Below are 16,779 nucleotides of genomic sequence, written 5' to 3' on the forward strand. Positions count from 1 at the left end.
TGTCATCAGCGATGCTGCGTGCCGTCGTCGTGCGTTCCGGCGTGGTGGCCCGCGCCTTCTCCTGTCAGTTCGTGAAGCCCCTGCACGGACGCGGCGAGGGACATGTCCGGGGACTCGACGATGAAGGGCATCAGGAGGCGGTTTTCCTTGTCCAGGTGCAGGGCAAACAACCGCTGGATGGCAGAACCTGCCACCGCGGCGGCTAGTCCGTTGGAGGTGCGCAGTTCCTCCACAAGGTCCACAATGACGCGGTGTTCGGCCAGCATCCCCTCCACCAGCAGCCTTCCCCCGGAGGTAGCGTGCGGTCCGCCGTATAGGGGGCCCTCCTCGGCCAGGGCATGGGGGATGAGGTGGCTGTCGCACCAGTCCAGGAGCGTTGCCTGCGCTGTTTCCTCGGCAGCGGCATCACGTGCCTCCACTGCTGCCATCAGGAGGGCCACGAGTCCGTTCAGATGCTTGAGCATGTGTGCGTGGTGTCGTTCAACCGCCTGGAGTGCTTCTGCCTCGGCGGCAGCGTCCTTGTCCTGGTTCATGGTCCCTTCCTCATCGTCCCTTCCCGATCGTCCTTTTCCAGGGTGTGGCAGGCCTGTGCCTGCAGGCTGCCGGCAGCGTCCCACCCGTCCCTTGCCTTAACTATGGGCAGTGGGGCCGGGCGCGTGGCAGAGCCGTTGGTCCCCTACGCTGGAAGAACCATGAAGGGAGGGCCGTGCCTGATGGGTGCTGAGGCAGCCGATTCGCCGCGCAGGACCACCTTTCTTGTCCGCTGGGTGGCATGGGTGAGCGCGGGCGAGAGCCTCGGCTTCCTTGCCCCTGCGGCGGCCCAGTCCGTTTCGGTTGCCTTCTGGCCAGCGGCCGGGGTTCCGTTGCTGGTGTTTGCCGGCCTTGCAGAGGGTGCCGTCCTGGGGTGGTTCCAGGGGCGGGTTCTCGAATCAAGGCTTCCCGCCGTGTCCGTCCGGCGCTGGGTCCTGCTCACCGCCGCCGCAGCTGCCGTTGCCTGGACGGTGGGCCTGTTGTCCTTTAGCAGCGAGTCCTGGCACGGGTGGCCGGCAGCAGCCCAAATAGTTACGGGAACCGGGGCCGCCATGGTGCTCCTGGTCTCGATCGGCCTGGCGCAATGGTTCGAACTGCGCCGTCATGTCCCCAGGGCCTGGCGGTGGATCGCCGGAAGCGCGGCTGCCTGGGCCGTGGGACTGGGCGTTTTCATGGCCGTTGCGACTCCGCTGTGGCAGCCCGGCCAGGACTTGTGGCTGACAGCCGCCATTGGAATTGGGGCGGCGGTCCTGATGGCGGTGGCAATGGCCGCAGTGACGGGACTGGTGCTGGTCCGGCTCCTGCCAAAGCCATGAGGCCCGCTCCTGCAGTACCTGGAACGGCGGGACCGGGCTAGAACGAGTGGCGCCTGAAGCGCTTGTCCACGGCGACGACGAGTGAAGCCAGCACTGCGATGCCCAGGATCCGCAGCCAGGTCTCCGGGCCGATGGGGGCTGTGTGGAAGAGTTCGTTCATTACGGGGGAGTAGGTGATGGCCAGCTGGCCGGCCGCCTGGACCAGGACACCGAGAACCACCCAGCGGTTGCTGAAGAACCCGATCCGCCACACGGACCGGGTGAGGGAACGGCAGCTGAAGAGGTAGAAGGTCTCCACCGCCACAAAGAGGTTGACTGCAGCGGTCCGGGCTTCGGCAAGCGATGCACCACCGGCCAGTTCGAGTTCGAAAATCCACCAGGTGCCTGCCACAAGGAGCGTGGAGACCAGCAGGATCCGGAGGGTGAGGGTCCAGGTCAGGAGTGGGCGGCCGGGTGCCCGGGGAGGCCGGGACATGAGGCCGGGCTCCTTCGGCTCGAACGCCAGCATCAGTCCCAGGGCCACCGCTGTGGTCATGTTGATCCACAGAATCTGCGTGGGCAGGACGGGAAGGGTTGCTCCGGCCAGGATCGCCACGAGGATCACCAGGCCTTCCCCCATATTGGTGGGCAGGGTCCAGACGATGAATTTGGTCAGGTTGTCAAAGACGTTCCGGCCTTCCTCGACAGCCGCCTCGATGGTGGCGAAGTCGTCATCTGTCAGGACGATGTCCGAGGCCTCCTTTGCCACTTCCGTTCCAGACCGTCCCATGGCGATCCCTACGTTCGCCTGGCGCAGTGCCGGCGCGTCGTTGACGCCGTCGCCCGTCATGGCAGCCACGTGCCCCCGGGACTGGAGCGCACCGATGAGGCGGAGCTTCTGCTCGGGCGACACCCTCGCGAAGACTGTTGCGCGCTCCACCGCATCGGGCAGCTGGTCCTCGGGGATCGCGTCCAGCTCCGTTCCCGTCAGCGCGGTCCCGTCCGCCCGGTCCGCAGTGATGCCCACTGCCCTGGCAATGGTAGCTGCAGTACCAATATGGTCGCCGGTGATCATCTTGACGGCCACCCCCGCCTGGTGGCAGGCATGCACTGCTGCCGCCGCTGCCTCCCGCGGCGGGTCGAACATCGCCTGGAGCCCCGTCAGCGTCAGCTGACCGCGCAGGTTTGCCTCGTCAAGGGAGGTGCCGGCGGGCAGGTGCATCATGGCCGTCGCCAGGACCCTCAGCCCGGTGCCGGCAAACCGGTGCGCAACCTCCAGGACAGCCTGCTTGTTGAGGTGCCCGTTGTCACCGGGGCCGTCCATCTGCCAGGCACACAGCTCCAGCACCCGTTCCAGGGCGCCCTTGACCAGCACGGTGTTCTGCCCCGTGCCGCTGCCGTCCGTGAGCCGGGGGGCGTGGAGGGTGGCCATGTACTGGCTCTCTGACGTGAACGGGAGCGCCCCGCGGCGGGGATAGGCGGAAAGGAACTGCGCGGTATCCACTCCGCCCTTCCCGGCGGTCACCAGCATCGCAGCCTCCGTGGGATCCCCCTGGACGCGCCAGGCGTCGCCCTCCCTCACCACCCTGGCGTCATTGCAGGCGGCTCCCGCCAGCAGGGACCAGTGCAGCGCAAAGTCCCGCGCCGCCGTCGCCTCGGTCCCTTCCGCGGCGCTCCCTTCCGAGGCGCCCTGTACACCCGCACCTGCGGGAAGGACGCGCCCCTCCGGGCCATATCCGGAACCTGTCACGTCGTAAGCTCCGGATGAAGTCCACAGTGCCCGCACCGTCATCTGGTTTTCGGTGAAGGTGCCGGTCTTGTCGGAGCAGATAACCGTGGTGCTGCCCAGCGTCTCAACAACCGGCAGCCTGCGCACCACTGCGCGGCGCCGGGCCATCCGGCGGACGCCAATGGCGAGGGTTACCGTGACTGCCGCGGGAAGTCCTTCGGGGATTGCCCCCACCGCGAGCGCGACGGCGGCGGTGAACATTTGTGGCGGCTGCTGGCCGCGTGCCACGCCTGCAAGGAAAGCCACGGCGGCAAGTGCCAGGATGGCCACCGTCAGCGTCATGCTGAAGTGCGCCAGCTTTTGGGTCAGCGGGGTGGCAATTTGCTGCACCGAGCCCATCAGCCGGTGGATCTCACCGAGTTCCGTCTCCCCACCGATGGCGACAACAACCCCCGCGCCGGTGCCGGCCGTCACCAGGGTGCCGCTGTAGACCATGTTCCGGCGGTCCGCCACCGGCGTGGTCGGGGGAAGGACCACCTCGTTCTTCTCTACTGTCTCGGACTCGCCCGTCAGGGCGGATTCATCGGCACGCAGGCCGGACAGCCGGACCAGCCGCAGGTCCGCCGGGACTTTGTCGCCGGCCTCGAGGATTACTAGGTCTCCGGGGACGAGGTCCTCCGAGGGGACCTCTTCCCGTTGCCCGTCCCTGACCACCACAGCGCGCGTGCGGACCAGGGAGTGCAGTGCATCCAGGGCAGCCTCCGCCCGGACTTCCTGGACAAAGCCGATCAATGTGTTCACCAGGACGACGGCGAGGATGACGCCCGAGTCCAAATATTCACCCAGGAACAAGGTGACGGCCGCCGCGGCCAGCAGCACGTAGACCAGCGGATTATGGAACTGCCGGGCCAGTTTCCGGAAGATTCCCCCGCCGCGTGAGCGCGGCAGCACGTTGGCTCCGAACTCGGCCTGGCGGCGGGCAACCTCCGCGGACGCGAGGCCCTGCACGTGGTCCGTCCCGAGCAGCAGGACCACCTCATGCAGGGGAAGCCCGTGGTGTGCGGGATCAGCCGTTCCGTTGGCTGCCGGAGCAGGACGCCTGCCGGCGGCTTTTGCCTGCCTGGTCTTTTCCATTAGCGGCCCTTCCTTCAGTTAGGGGGCCAGCAGCGCGTCAAGCGTGGCGAAGCCGTACCCGGCGGCGGTGATGCGGTCGATGATGTCCGGCAGGGCGTCGGCGTCAAGGGTGGAGCCGTCGTCGGGATTGGAACCAATGTGCATGAGGACAATTTCGCCGGGCTGCAGGGCGGCCAGCGTGCGGTCTGCGACGGCCTGGGTGCTGACGCCGCCACTGGTACCTTTCCACCCCAGGGTGTCCACGGTCCACCGGACGGCAACGTAGCCGAGGCTGTTGACAGCGGCAATAGTGCGGGCATCCCTTTCGCCGAACGGGAAACGGAACAGCGGGCGGGGGTCGGCGCCGGCTGCCAGGATTGTTTGTTCCGCTCCGCGCACCTGTTGGGCAATCTGCCCGTCGTCCAGGCCGGTGAAACCAGGATGGGTCATGGAGTGGTTGGCCACCCGGTGCCCCGCAGAAACGATCTGCTTCACCCCGCCGGGGTTGGCATCCACCCAGTTGCCGGTGAGGAAGAACGTGCCCGTGACCCCCTTGGCGGACAGGGTGGACAGGATCTTCGGCAGTCCTGCCGCATTGGCTCCGGCATCGAACGTCAGCGCCACCACGCGCCCCGCGTTCGGAATGACCGTGAGGTCCTGGCTGATCAGCCAGGAGGGGAACGGCGCCGCCGGCGGGACAGGATCCGGCCCAGGGCCGGGCTCGCCGTCCGTTGCGGGCGGCGGGACCGGGACAGGAGGCACAGTGGCGGGAGGCTGGACAGGGTTCTGCCCTGCCTCCGGTGTTTCCGTCGATGCCTCCACAGGCTGGGATGCGGAGGGGTCTGCTGTGGATGGCCGTGTTGTGGCGGGAGGGGCGCTGGAGGCGGCCGGGCCGGGGCTGGTGGAGGCGCCGGGAGAGGAAGGTGCGGCCGGCTGTGAAGAAGTTCCCGCCGGTGACCGCAGCAGTACGGCAAGAACGATGGCTAGGACAATCAGGGCGAGCACGACGGCGGCAGCCGCCATCCGTCGTCGTGCGTCACCCCGCAGCGGCTCCGTCAACGGACTGCGCCTGCCGTGGTCCCGGCCACGTGGACCTCCTTCAGGATGCCCCCGGGCGATCTTCCGGCGTGTGGACCACCAGCACCGGACAGTGGGCGTGGGCCACCAGGGCTGAGCTGACCGAGCCCAGGAGCAGCCCGCCAAAACCGCCGTGCCCGCGGCGTCCCACCACCACCATGTCCGCATCACGGCTGGCGTCGATCAGCGAATCCCGCGGATGGCCGCGGATCAGGCTGGGAAGAACGTTCGACGGCGTCTCGCCGCCGAAAGCCTTCTTGACCGCGTCATCGAGGATCTCCCCGGCGCGCTCCTCGAAGCCTTCGATGCCCATCATCACGTAGCCGGCATAGACCTGCGGGTAATCCCAGTAGGCGTTGGCCAGGACCTTGGCGCCCAGCGGCGTTGCCAGGCGCTGGGCCTGCCGCAAGGCCTCGATGGACGGTTCCGAGCCGTCGACGCCCACAAGGATCCGGGCAAATGGTGTTCCAGCAGTACTCATCTCAGCTCCTCAGGTGACCCGGGCGGTCCTTGGTACATGATGTCCCGGCGGGACAACGGGAGGTAGGGCCGAAAGTCACGGCAGGGGCCACCGGCAGGTTAGGGGAGAGCCGACGGTGGCGCCTGCGCAGGCGGTTCACGGCGCGGTGGTTCCTGCTGCAGTGTTTCCTGCCGCAATGGTTCCGGCTGCGGTGGCTCCGGCACCCCCGGCAGGACGTCCGCAGGTCCCTGGTCAAGCCGGAATGGCGGGTATTCATCACGCATCAGTGCCGTGTAGGCCAGGACGCGGTAGATCCAGCGGTTGATGCCGAGGATGAAATCGAACAGCGGCCGCTGGTACCGCCCGGTGAACAGCAGCGCCACCACGGCCACCAGGACGAGCAAGCCCAGCAGGGACGGCCCTGTTGCGCGCTCATAGGTCGTTCCGAGGTCGTCGGCCTCTGTTTCCCAGGTCCAGGTGGCCCCGGACAGGGCGGCGACAATCAGCAAATGCGGAAGGGACAGGAGCCACCACTTCACCAGAACCAGCCCGCGGGAAAGCTTCTCCGGGTAGTCCACTTCGAAGTCCGCCGGATAATCGGTGCGTGCCAGGGTGAAGGGCGGGTAGCGGTCAGTGCCCCCAGCAGCGTACGCGTAAAAGGCCACCCGCCAGTTCCAGCGCAGAACTCCGACGTTGAAGTCGAACAGGGGGCGCGGGTAGCGGCCGGTGAACAGGATGGCGAAGCCTGCCACAATCGTGGTCACGAGGAACGCGAACCACAGGAAGACCAGCACGATGAAGTGCGGAATGGCCAGGAACCACTTGACCAGCCACATCGCCCGGGACAGGGCCGGATCAAGGTCACCGAAGAGCCTGGCGGGATAGGGAGCCCGGTCTGCCCGGTCTGCGGCCCCGGGGTGCGGCACCGGTGGGATACCAGGTGCTCCGGCTCCCGGCACAGGTGATGCTCCGGCCCCTGGCGCACCTGGTGCTCCAAGGGCTCCGGGGACTGGTGTTCCGGGCACTGCTCCGGCAGGCCCGGCAGGCGGCCCATAGCCGGTCGACGGGCCGTAGCCCGCCGCATAGCCGGACTGTGACCCATACCCCTGCGCGTACGCGGGCTGTGTTCCATACCCCGGCGGCGGCCCGTATCCAGGTGGCGGTGCGGCAGGCCCCCGGGGATGCTGCCTCGCGTGCCGGCCGAGGCCCACGGCTCCCAGGATCAGCAAGGGGATCCCCAGTGCCAGCGCAATTGCCCCTCCCACCAGCAGGCCTGTGGCAGCCGGCATGATCAGGTCCGAGCGGAATCCCGCCTGCACCTCGGCGTCCACTCCAAGGCTGCCGTCAGCGTTCATGATGACGATTTCCCAGCTGCCGGCGGCAAGGTCCCATGTGAGCTCCTGTTCGCCGGGCCCGGAGGCGGACGTGCTCCAGAACGTTTGCTCTGCCGGAGGTTCGGGCGTGCCGGTGCCTGGAATGTCACGGTATTCGGCCCGGAAGGGCCGGCTGTCCACTTCGAGCAGTTCGGAATGGTGCACGCCCGAAAGGTAACGCTCAACGTCGTCCTGCGGGGCAACCCCTATGAAGATTTCCTTTCCCGGGTCCGCGGACGTGGCCCGCAGCCTCAGCGTCCCGACGTCGAAAGGCAGGCGCGGAGGGACGCCCTCGCCGACGGCATCAAGCCTGGGCGAGGTCAGGGCGTGGGACCCAACGGCCAGGCGGGCAGTGCCGGACGTGAGGTAACCATCTCCCTGCGCGGATCCCACCACTGAGGCCGCCGCCCCTCCGGCGAGAGTGGCGAGGCCGACCATCGAGATGAGGATCCCGAGGATGAGCATTATTACCGAAGCAGTCTTCTTCATGACGCCAACCCGAACGTAGGAGGTGGGTACAGCTATGGGGAGAAGCAGTAGGCCCGGTCCGGCCTAGTTCTTGTTCTTGGTGGCCTGGATGCGGGTAATAACAGTGGGGCAGGGCAGGTGCCGCAGAACGCCGTGGGCCGTGGATCCCAGCAGGAGCCGTTGAATCCCGCCCCGGCCGCGGCTCCCCACCACGAGCATCCTGGCGTTCACCGCGGCATCCACCAGCGCATCCACCGGACTCCTCTCGGTTTCCAGCACCTGGTGCACCTGGAGGCTTGGATAGTCTTCCTTCAGCCCTGCCACCGTCTCTGCCAGGACAAGCCGCTCCTCTTCGGCAATAAGCTCGGCGAGGCTGGTGGATGTCAGGCCGGCATCCACCACACGGTCGGGGGCGATGATGGCGTACACCACTGTCAGCTCGTCACCTTCCCGGTCTGCCTCAGCTGCGGCGAAAGCCACGGCCTGCGTCGCTTCCTTGGAACCGTCAACACCCACCACCACGCCGGAGCGGCCCTCCAGGTCCTGCGTTCCCACCACGGCCACCGGAACCTTCGAAGAGGCTGCAACCTGAAGCGCCCGGTCGGCCAGTGAACCGCCCAGGTGGCCGGTGCCTGAGCCGATGACCACCATGGACGCCTTGGCGGAATACTTCGCCAGCGAACGTCCTACGCTTCCGGTAAGGAGCCGGGTGGTAATAGTAATGGGGAACGCGTCCCGGACCCGTCCCGCCGCAGTCTGCAGGAGCCGGTCACCGGCCTCTTCCATAACGCCGATCCAGGGATACGGTTCCGCCACCCACCTGTCGTCCACAACATGGAGGATCACCAGGGGCACACCGGAGCGCTCCGCCCGGCGCGCAGCCCACAGCACCGCCGCCTGGCTCTGCGGAGAGTCATTGGTGGCGGCGGCGATTGGTTTACGAGTTGTCATGACCGGATCTCCTCATTCGCACGGGCGTGGGTCACCTATAAGACTGGCCCCGCAGCCACGGCGGACATAGGGCCAAAGGTCACGGCAAAATGCGGGTTGGGGACGGGCGGGGTGCGGAGCTCGTCGAAGAACCTGCACGAATTCCTGGCGATCAGTCGCGGAGACGTTAGCAACGCCGCGGGGTCGTCAGTATGCTTACTATTGTTCACTCCAGCTGTCCAAAGAGAAAGGCATCACCATGACGGAACAGAACCTTCCCGATGAGGGGCTCGACATTGTCCAGGATGACGACGTGCTCCTTGATGAGACTCCGGGTGCGGCTTCCTCCCTTGAGCTTGACCCTGTGAATGGCGAGCCGGACACCTACCCGGGCGCGGCAGAGAACAATCCGGACCGCTGGCAGGAGGATCCGTTGATCCAGGATGAGGCGGTTTCCGGTGAGGAAGAGGATTTCATCAGCGAACAGACTTTCCGGGATGAATCAGCGCAGGCCCGCTCTGAAGCTGAGGGGCAGGCCGCCTCCGCTACGCCCACCCTGGGGGAGGCGGTTGCCGACGTCGACTTTGGCGAAGAACCCACAGGGCTTGAAGCTGATGCCAGCGACGACGAGGAAAACTTTGGCGGTTCACCACTGAGCGAATTCGAACCCGACGACCTGGAACGTTGAGGAACAAAAGGACACACCGCAGAGGGGCTGGCTGCTCCCCGAACGTTGGGCCGGGAAACCGTTCCGGCTTTCGGGGAGCAGTTTCCGCATAGCGGTTGCCGGGAATCGGGAGGTACCGCGCGCTGCAACCGCCGCGAGCCCCGTCAGTGGATCCGCGGGACGAAAGACTCTGGCTCCAGAAGGCCTTTTACCGGGACAGTCAATCAGGGGCCGGCAGCAGGGCGGGAGGAGCAGCGATGATGTACTGGGATGGAAACATGGGCGCCTGGGGCTACGTCCTGATGGTGGTGAGCTTCATCCTGTTCTGGGGAGCAGTCATTGCGGCCCTTGTCCTTTTTGCCCGCTCCATGTCCCCGGGTAACCGCGGGCGCGGGAGCAACGGACCCGGTGGAAGTGCTGCGGAGGACCTGCTGGCCGAACGCTTCGCCCGCGGCGACATCGACGAGACTGAATACACGGCCCGGTTGGCGGCCCTGCGCCGCGCCCGCGGGGCCTAAGCACCCGGCTCCACGCCCTTTCAGCGTTGGCCATGGACGTTCGGATTGTGTCCCGGGTGTTGTTCCTCCGGGCTGCCTGGCGAAGGCGGGACCACTGGGACGCCACGACAATTGCCGCTCACCAGGACCGCGCACTGCAGGAACTGCTCCGCGCGGCCTATGCGGGTTCGGAGTTCTACCGGCGTCATCATGCGGGGCTGCAGGAGGCACCCTTTGACCAGTTGCCTCCCGTGACCAAAGCAGACCTCATGAGCCACTTCGACGAGGCCGTCACCACACCGGACCTTAAGCTGGCGGACGTGGAGCAGCATCTCCGCGCACTGGCCGCGGAAAACGGTGACCCCGGCGTGCCCTGGAGGGGACGCTGGTGGGCAGCAGCGACGGCCGGTACCGCAGGCCCGCGGGGAACCTTCATCTGGAACCGTTCCGAGTGGGCAACAGTGCTGGCCTCCTACGCCCGGGCAAACGACTGGGCCGGGATCCAGGCCGGACTGGGACGTCCATTGAAAGTAGCACTGGTGACGTCCCGCGTCCCCACGCACCAGTCCGCCGTCGTTGGAGCGTCACTGCGCTCCGGGCTGGTCCCCACGCTCCGCCTGGATGTCACGGCTCCGATGGGCGAGACTGTTGCCGCACTCAACAGGTTCCAGCCCAGGGCGCTGGTTGGTTACGCCTCGGCCCTGCGCCCCCTGGCCCTGGAGCAGCTGGCCGGCCACCTGAAAATCTCGCCGCAGGCGGTGATGTCAGCCTCCGAGGTGCTCACGCCCTCCGCCGCGCAGGAACTGGCGAAAGCCTGGGGAAGCGCGCCGGTCGATGTCTACGCTGCCACTGAAACGGCCGGCATCGCCTCCCCGTGCGTCTACCGGAACCGCCATCTCTATGAGGACCTGCTGATCGTCGAACCCGTGGACCGGGACGGGAATCCGGTGCCGCGGGGAACCACAGGGGCGAGAGTTCTGGTCACAGTCCTGTTTTCGCGGACGCTGCCACTCATCCGGTATGAAATGTCGGACACCGTGAGGCTGGGCGGCCGGGGCTGTCCGTGCGGACGCTCCTTCACTTTGCTGGAGGACATTGAAGGGCGGATCGAGGATGTTCTGGACATGCAGGGTTCGGCGGGTCCGGTCAGGGTGCATCCCATCGTGTTCCACCACGTGCTGGACCAGGCCGCTGCCGGTGGATGGCAGGTAGTCCAGGAGCCGGCGCGGCTGCGTGTCCTCCTGGCAGGTCTTGCCGCGGGAAATTCCCCCCAGGCAGTACAGGCTGCGGTGGCCGGCGCGCTCCGCGCGGCAGGCGTCGTCGGGACCCCTGTTGACGTGGCCGTCGTGTCACAGCTTGAACGGACACCATCAGGCAAGGCGCCGTATGTCCGCCGGCTCATCCGCTAAGCCTTCCGGCCATGGCGGATTCCCCTACTGGAAGTCGGCCTGCCAGAGGTCCGGACCGAACACCTCGTACTGGATGTCCTTGGCCGGAACGCCCTTGGAGATGAGGCTGCTCCGAACGGACTGGAGGAAGGGCAGCGGGCCGCAGAGATAGTACTCGGCGTCGAGCGGGAGCTCAACGGCGGCCACGTCCATGAATCCGGTGAAGCTGGAAGACCCGGAGTCCTGGTCCTGGTTGAGGAACCAGGTGTGCATGGAGCCGTCGGACAGCAACGCCAGGTCCTCGGTGACTTGCCGGCGCAGCGGAAACGATCCCGGGCTGTCATCGGCATGCAGGAGCATCACCTGGCGCTGGCTGCCGGATTTGACCAGGTGCGAGAGCATGCCGGCCATCGGCGTCACCCCGATCCCCGCACTGGCCATAACCACCGGCCTGTCCGTGTACTCCAGCACTACATCCCCGAAGGGCGCCGAGAGGACCACCTCGTCGCCCACTTTGACGTCGTTGTGCAGGAGGTTGGACATTTCGCCGTCAGGCGTTCCCTGCCCGTGCACCCGCTTGACGGCGAAGTGGCGGTGCCTGCCGTCGTCGGCGCGGGTGAGGCTGTACTGCCGTGGCTGGTGGACGCCGTCCTTCATGAGCATCTTGATGGTCACGTACTGTCCCGGCAGGGAAGGTTTCACCGCCCTCTCGTCGATGCGCTCCACAACGAAAGTGACGACGTCGTCCGTCTCCTGGATGCGTTCAGCCACCCGCCAAGTGCGCCAGATGGTTTCCGGCGACAAGTGAACAGCGTTTTACAGCCCCCGTTCCTGGTTGATCAGCATGTTGCCCATCAGCCAGTAGACCTCATCCCAGGCAGCGGCTACCTCGGGCGTCACGGCCTCACCGAGCACATCGACGATGGCCCAGAACAAGTGCTCGTGGACAATCTCGTACTGGTCCGGGCTCAGGCCCAGGGAGACGTGCTTGTGGGCAACCCTGGACAGCAGGTGGTCAGGCAACTGGTCGGGCTTTTCCACGAGGTACCGGGCAAACGCTGCGATGGATCCGGCCAGCGCCTGTTGCTGCCGCCCGTCAGCCTGGTTGCCCCGGTTGAACAGGCCGTCCAGCAGGTCCGGCCGTGCGTCAAACATGTGCTGGTAGAACCGTTTGGCGATCTCCTGGATGTTTTCGCCCACCACAGGCAGCGTTGCCCTGATCACGGGGAGGGAGGTGTCTGAAAGCATGTTGGTTACCTTCCGGATAGCGGGTTCCCTGGCGGGGGAGGTGGCCTGAGGCGTGCCAATTTAGCAGCCGCACGAACCCGCCGATAGGGGCAACCGCCCCTATTCCCGAGCTCCCAGGCCGCGCCCCCAGGAAGCAAGCTTGAGCGGGGATGTTCGGCCTGTCCCCTCGACGTGGGGCCAAACTGCGCTAAAATCATAAGCAGGCTGATGAATATCGGTTGGCAGGATCACTACTGAAGGAGTTTCACATGAACTTGGGAAGCATGATCAAAAATGCCGCTGGACGATTCGCAGGCAGGACGGGGACCGGCGGGACTGCCCGCGGGACCGGGCTGAATGCAGCCCGCCGGACGCCCGGCACAACGGGTGCCGCAGGGGCCAGGCCGGGCGGCGTGGCCGGCAGGATCATGGGAATGCTCCGGCGGCGCTAAGCCGCCGCCGCATCCAAGAAAGCAGGTACCGGATTCTCCGGCACCTGCTTTTTGGTCCTTAAAGCCATGCGCGAGCTCGTTGTCCTCGGCACCGCCTCCCAGGTCCCCACACGGACCCGGAACCATAACGGCTACCTCCTGCGCTGGGACGGCGAGGGCATGCTGTTCGACCCCGGCGAGGGAACGCAGCGCCAAATGATCCACGCCGGGGTCTCAGCGAACATGATCACCCACATCTGCCTCACCCACGTTCACGGCGACCACTGCTTCGGGCTGCCGGGGGTGCTCTCGCGCATGGCCCTCGACGCCGTGCCCCATCCGGTCCATCTCCACTATCCATCCTCCGGCGGGGACGTGGTCCGCGCCCTTGTATCCGTCAGCACACCGGGTATCGACCTCAGGCTGCACCCGCACGGCGAAGGCGGAGCGGTGGCAGAAGGACTGGAAGTCCGGCCCCTCAAACACCGGATAGAAACCTACGGCTACCGCCTGGCCGAACCGGACGGCCGGACCCTGCTGCCGGAACGCCTGCAGGCGGCAGGGATATCCGGGCCGGACGCAGGGCGGCTGCAGCGCCAAGGGAGCCTGGGCGGCGTGCAGCTTGAAGACGTCAGCGTCGCCCGGCCGGGCCAGCGATTCGCCTTCGTAATGGACACCGCGCCCTGTCCGGGCGCAGAGGAACTTGCCGACGGCGTCGACCTCCTCGTCGCCGAATCGACCTTCGCTGACGACGACGCCGGGCTGGCCGGCCAGTACCGCCACCTCACAGCCGGGCAGGCAGGAGAACTGGCGGCACGTTCCGGCGCCCGCACCCTGGTGCTCACGCACTTCTCCTCACGGTACGGCGACGACGCCTCACTGCTCCTGGCCCAAGCCGGTGCCCGCGCGGGTTCTGCTGCGGTCATCGCGGCTGAGGACCTGCAGCGCATCCCCTTCCCCCGGCGGCGGCGCTTATCCCACGGCCCCGCACTGCGCCGCGGGCCAGCCGATGCACCAATGCCAAGCCCCTCACCCAGCCCAGTCAGCCTTGGAGGCCACACATGAGCGCAGCTTCAGAAGAAGTCTCGGACGTTACTGCCCACGGCAAGGAGCCCACCCTCAAGCGGGTGCTGGGACCCAAGCTCCTGCTGCTGTTCATTGTGGGCGACATCCTGGGTGCCGGCGTCTACGCCGTAACCGGAACCATGGCCGGCACCGTAGGGGGAATCGTCTGGCTGCCGTTCCTGCTGGCCTTCGTGGTGGCAACGCTCACCGCCTTCTCCTACCTCGAGCTGGTCACGCAGTATCCGCAGGCTGCGGGCGCCGCGCTGTACACGCACAAGGCATTCGGGATCCACTTCGTCACCTTCCTGGTGGCATTTGCCGTGGTCTGCTCAGGAATCACCAGCGCGTCCACGTCTGCGAACGTCCTTGCCCAGAACTTCTTCGGCGGCCTCGAGATTAATGGCTGGATGGGCAAACCCGGGCAGGGCGTGATTACCGCGGTTGCCCTTGGATTCATGCTCCTCCTGGCTGCCATCAACCTGCGGGGCGTGGGGGAGAGCGTCAAGTTCAATGTTGTGCTCACAGTGGTGGAGATGGCAGCACTGTGCATCGTGATCGGTGTCGGGTTCTTTGTCATGGCCCAGGGGACGGGAAACCCGGGCGAGATCTTCGTCTTCAACGACTCCCAGGACAAGGGGCTCTTCCTCGCCGTGACCGCAGCGACGTCCATCGCGTTCTTCGCCATGGTGGGCTTCGAGGATTCGGTCAACATGGTGGAAGAGACCCAGAACCCCGAAAAGATCTTTCCCCGCACCATGCTCACCGGCCTGGGCATAGCAGTGCTGCTGTACATGCTGGTAGCTGTGTCCGTGGTGAGCGTCCTTTCGCCCACGGAGCTCGAGGGCATCCGGGAAGCTGAAGGCGCTGCCCTGCTGGAAGTGGTCCACAAGGGCTCGCCGGACTTCCCGATCGACAGGGTCTTCCCCTTCCTGGCCGTCTTCGCCGTCGCCAACACGGCACTCATCAACATGCTCATGGCCAGCCGGCTGATTTACGGCATGGCCCGCCAGCACGTCCTGCCCGGCGCCTTGGGGAAAGTCCTTCCGGTCCGGCGCACCCCGTGGGCGGGGATCGCCTTCTCCACTGTCCTGGCCCTGGGCCTCATCCTGTATGTCACCAGTGATCCCGAAAGCAACATCGTGGCCAACCTGTCCGGCACCACCGCCTTCCTGTTGCTTTGTGTCTTCACGGTGGTCAACGTGGCCTGCCTGGTGCTGCGCCGCAAGCGGCATCCCCACCGCAAAGTGTTCTTCACATCCCCGGGCCCTCTGCCGCTCGTGGCCGCGCTGCTCTGCGCCTTCCTGGCCGGCCCGTGGGTCGGCAGGAACATCATCCAGTACCAGATTGCCGGCGGACTGATGGCCATTGGAGTCATCCTGTGGCTTATCACCTGGCTGATCAACCGGCGCGCCAACGACGGCGATAGGGTTGATTCATGACTGCAGCAGCAGAATCAACTGTCACCTTCGAAGGCCTTTTTGCCCGCGACCTCCCGGAACTCTCCGTTCCCTGGCAGGCAGAGGAAGCGCCGGAACCCTCGCTCCTGGTCCTTAACGAAGTACTGGCCGGTGAGCTGGGGCTGGCTCCCGAATACCTGCGGACCACCGAAGGCGTGCGGCTCCTCCTGGGCAACCATGTCCCGGCCGGCGCCACGCCCGTGGCCCAGGCATACGCCGGGCACCAGTTCGGCGGTTACTCGCCGCTGCTCGGCGACGGCCGGGCACTCCTGCTCGGCGAACTGCCGGACGGCGGCGGGCGCCTGCGGGACGTGCACCTCAAAGGCTCCGGCCGCACACCTTTTGCCCGGGCAGGCGACGGCCGCGCCGTCGTCGGCCCCATGCTTCGCGAATACCTGGTGAGCGAGGCAATGCATGCCTTGAACATTCCCACCACACGCGCTTTGGCCGTTGTGGCCACAGGACGCCCGGTACGGCGGGACACCATGCTGCCCGGCGCCGTCCTCGCCCGGGTGGCCAGCAGCCACCTCCGGGTGGGCAGTTTCCAGTATGCCCGAGCCACGGACAACATGGAGCTCCTGCGCCGGCTCGCGGACCACGCCATCAGCAGGCACTACCCGGCCGCAGCGCAGGCTGAAAATCCCTACCTGGAACTGTTCGCCTCGGTGGTGGCTGCCCAGGCCGGGCTGGTGGCCCGGTGGATGCTGGTGGGGTTCGTGCACGGCGTCATGAACACGGACAACATGACCATTTCGGGCGAAACCATCGACTACGGGCCCTGCGCCTTCATGGATGCTTTCAACCCCGGTGCCGTGTACAGCTCCATCGACGTCGGCGGGCGCTACGCCTACGCCAACCAGCCGGTGGTGGCCGAGTGGAACCTGGCGCGGCTGGCGGAGGCGATGCTGCCGCTCTTCCACGAGGACCAGGAACAGGCAGTCGCGCCCGCAGTGGAGGCGCTGGGGAAGTTCCGCAGCCAGTACAGCGACGCCTGGTTCGACGGCATGAAGGCAAAGCTGGGCATCGCCGCCGGCCCGGCCGGAAGTGAAGAAGGCGACGAGGCATCGGAACTGGTGGACGGGGTCATCGGCCTGCTGAAGGACGGACCTGTCGATTACACACAGTTCTTCCGGAGCCTTGGCCAGGCAGCCAGGGGAAATACCAGGCCGGCGCGCGGCATGGTCCTGGACCTCGCCGCGTTTGATGCTTGGGCTGAGCGCTGGGCCCGCCTGAAGCCCGACGCCGGTCTGATGGACAGCGTCAACCCGGTGTACATTCCCCGGAACCATCTGGTGGAGGAAGCACTGGCAGCAGCAACGGAGGGGGACATGGGCCCCTTCAGCCGCCTCCTGGAGGTGGTGAGGTCCCCGTTCGAGGAACGCCAGGGGCTGGATCGCTATACCGAAGGTCCGCCGGAAGACTTCGGCACCTACCGGACGTTCTGCGGTACCTGAGGCGGGGCCCGGGAGAAACCGTGCGTGAGGAAGTCCCGGGGAGACAAGGCAAGGGCGGCAGCCGGGAGAACCCGGCTGCCGCCCTTGCCTGGAGTGGCCTGGCCCTTACGGGCCGGCT

The 16,779-nt window shown here is 66.6% G+C and carries 14 protein-coding genes and 1 pseudogene; 8 read left to right on the forward strand and 7 right to left on the reverse strand.

What is annotated here, in order from left to right; translation table 11 throughout:
- Positions 1 to 5: 5 nt before the first annotated feature.
- Positions 6 to 533, reverse strand: coding sequence for a hemerythrin domain-containing protein (locus tag WHH00_RS08235; RefSeq protein WP_406637979.1), 528 nt, complete (start codon positions 531 to 533; stop codon positions 6 to 8).
- Between the two features lie 180 nt (positions 534 to 713).
- Between WHH00_RS08235 and WHH00_RS08240 the strand changes: the two genes are divergently transcribed.
- The gene (locus WHH00_RS08240) at positions 714 to 1,346 is read left to right on the forward strand and encodes a hypothetical protein (RefSeq protein ID WP_406637981.1); all 633 of its coding nucleotides are present in this window, start codon (positions 714 to 716) and stop codon (positions 1,344 to 1,346) included.
- A gap of 37 nt (positions 1,347 to 1,383) precedes the next feature.
- Here WHH00_RS08240 and WHH00_RS08245 read toward each other — a convergent pair whose 3' ends face one another.
- The 5 genes from WHH00_RS08245 to WHH00_RS08265 all read right to left on the reverse strand — a co-directional run bounded on the left by WHH00_RS08245 (position 1,384) and on the right by WHH00_RS08265 (position 8,496).
- Positions 1,384 to 4,188: an HAD-IC family P-type ATPase gene (locus WHH00_RS08245; protein ID WP_406637983.1), complete on the reverse strand. Its 2,805-nt coding sequence runs from the start codon at positions 4,186 to 4,188 to the stop codon at positions 1,384 to 1,386.
- 18 nt (positions 4,189 to 4,206) lie between these two features.
- Positions 4,207 to 5,226 carry a polysaccharide deacetylase family protein gene (locus tag WHH00_RS08250; RefSeq protein WP_406637985.1) on the reverse strand — a complete coding sequence of 340 codons (1,020 nt, stop codon included), beginning with the start codon at positions 5,224 to 5,226 and terminating at the stop codon, positions 4,207 to 4,209.
- Between the two features lie 40 nt (positions 5,227 to 5,266).
- Positions 5,267 to 5,725: a universal stress protein gene (locus WHH00_RS08255; protein WP_406637987.1), complete on the reverse strand. Its 459-nt coding sequence runs from the start codon at positions 5,723 to 5,725 to the stop codon at positions 5,267 to 5,269.
- 98 nt (positions 5,726 to 5,823) lie between these two features.
- A complete protein-coding gene (locus tag WHH00_RS08260; RefSeq protein ID WP_406637989.1) occupies positions 5,824 to 7,566 on the reverse strand; it encodes a DUF4389 domain-containing protein in 1,743 nt (580 codons plus the stop codon).
- Positions 7,567 to 7,629: 63 nt separating this feature from the next.
- On the reverse strand, positions 7,630 to 8,496 hold the full coding sequence (locus WHH00_RS08265) for a universal stress protein (RefSeq protein ID WP_406637991.1): 867 nt from the start codon (positions 8,494 to 8,496) through the stop codon (positions 7,630 to 7,632).
- Positions 8,497 to 8,734: 238 nt separating this feature from the next.
- Between WHH00_RS08265 and WHH00_RS08270 the strand changes: the two genes are divergently transcribed.
- The 3 genes from WHH00_RS08270 to WHH00_RS08280 all read left to right on the forward strand — a co-directional run bounded on the left by WHH00_RS08270 (position 8,735) and on the right by WHH00_RS08280 (position 11,048).
- The gene (locus tag WHH00_RS08270; RefSeq protein ID WP_231457750.1) at positions 8,735 to 9,163 is read left to right on the forward strand and encodes a hypothetical protein; all 429 of its coding nucleotides are present in this window, start codon (positions 8,735 to 8,737) and stop codon (positions 9,161 to 9,163) included.
- Positions 9,164 to 9,399: 236 nt separating this feature from the next.
- A complete protein-coding gene (locus WHH00_RS08275) occupies positions 9,400 to 9,660 on the forward strand; it encodes an SHOCT domain-containing protein (RefSeq protein WP_406637993.1) in 261 nt (86 codons plus the stop codon).
- A gap of 32 nt (positions 9,661 to 9,692) precedes the next feature.
- Complete coding sequence (locus tag WHH00_RS08280; protein WP_406637995.1) at positions 9,693 to 11,048, forward strand: phenylacetate--CoA ligase family protein; 1,356 nt, start codon at positions 9,693 to 9,695, stop codon at positions 11,046 to 11,048.
- A gap of 24 nt (positions 11,049 to 11,072) precedes the next feature.
- Here the strand turns inward: WHH00_RS08280 and WHH00_RS08285 are convergent.
- A pseudogene (locus WHH00_RS08285) lies at positions 11,073 to 12,275 on the reverse strand (globin domain-containing protein).
- A gap of 248 nt (positions 12,276 to 12,523) precedes the next feature.
- Between WHH00_RS08285 and WHH00_RS08290 the strand changes: the two are divergent.
- The 4 genes from WHH00_RS08290 (at position 12,524) to WHH00_RS08305 (ending at position 16,661) form a co-directional block, all read left to right on the forward strand.
- Positions 12,524 to 12,706 (forward strand): hypothetical protein, encoded by a 183-nt coding sequence (locus tag WHH00_RS08290; protein ID WP_231457746.1) that lies wholly within the window; start codon positions 12,524 to 12,526, stop codon positions 12,704 to 12,706.
- 66 nt (positions 12,707 to 12,772) lie between these two features.
- Positions 12,773 to 13,750, forward strand: a complete 978-nt coding sequence (locus WHH00_RS08295) for a ribonuclease Z (protein ID WP_406637997.1) — start codon at positions 12,773 to 12,775, stop codon at positions 13,748 to 13,750.
- A complete protein-coding gene (locus WHH00_RS08300; protein WP_406637999.1) occupies positions 13,747 to 15,189 on the forward strand; it encodes an APC family permease in 1,443 nt (480 codons plus the stop codon). Before WHH00_RS08295 ends, WHH00_RS08300 begins: the two co-directional genes overlap by 4 nt.
- Positions 15,186 to 16,661: a protein adenylyltransferase SelO gene (locus WHH00_RS08305; protein ID WP_406638001.1), complete on the forward strand. Its 1,476-nt coding sequence runs from the start codon at positions 15,186 to 15,188 to the stop codon at positions 16,659 to 16,661. The genes WHH00_RS08300 and WHH00_RS08305 overlap by 4 nt, the downstream gene beginning before the upstream one ends.
- Positions 16,662 to 16,779 lie beyond the last annotated feature (118 nt).

This window comes from Pseudarthrobacter quantipunctorum (assembly GCF_045291495.1).
In the GTDB taxonomy this organism is placed as follows: domain Bacteria; phylum Actinomycetota; class Actinomycetes; order Actinomycetales; family Micrococcaceae; genus Arthrobacter; species Arthrobacter quantipunctorum.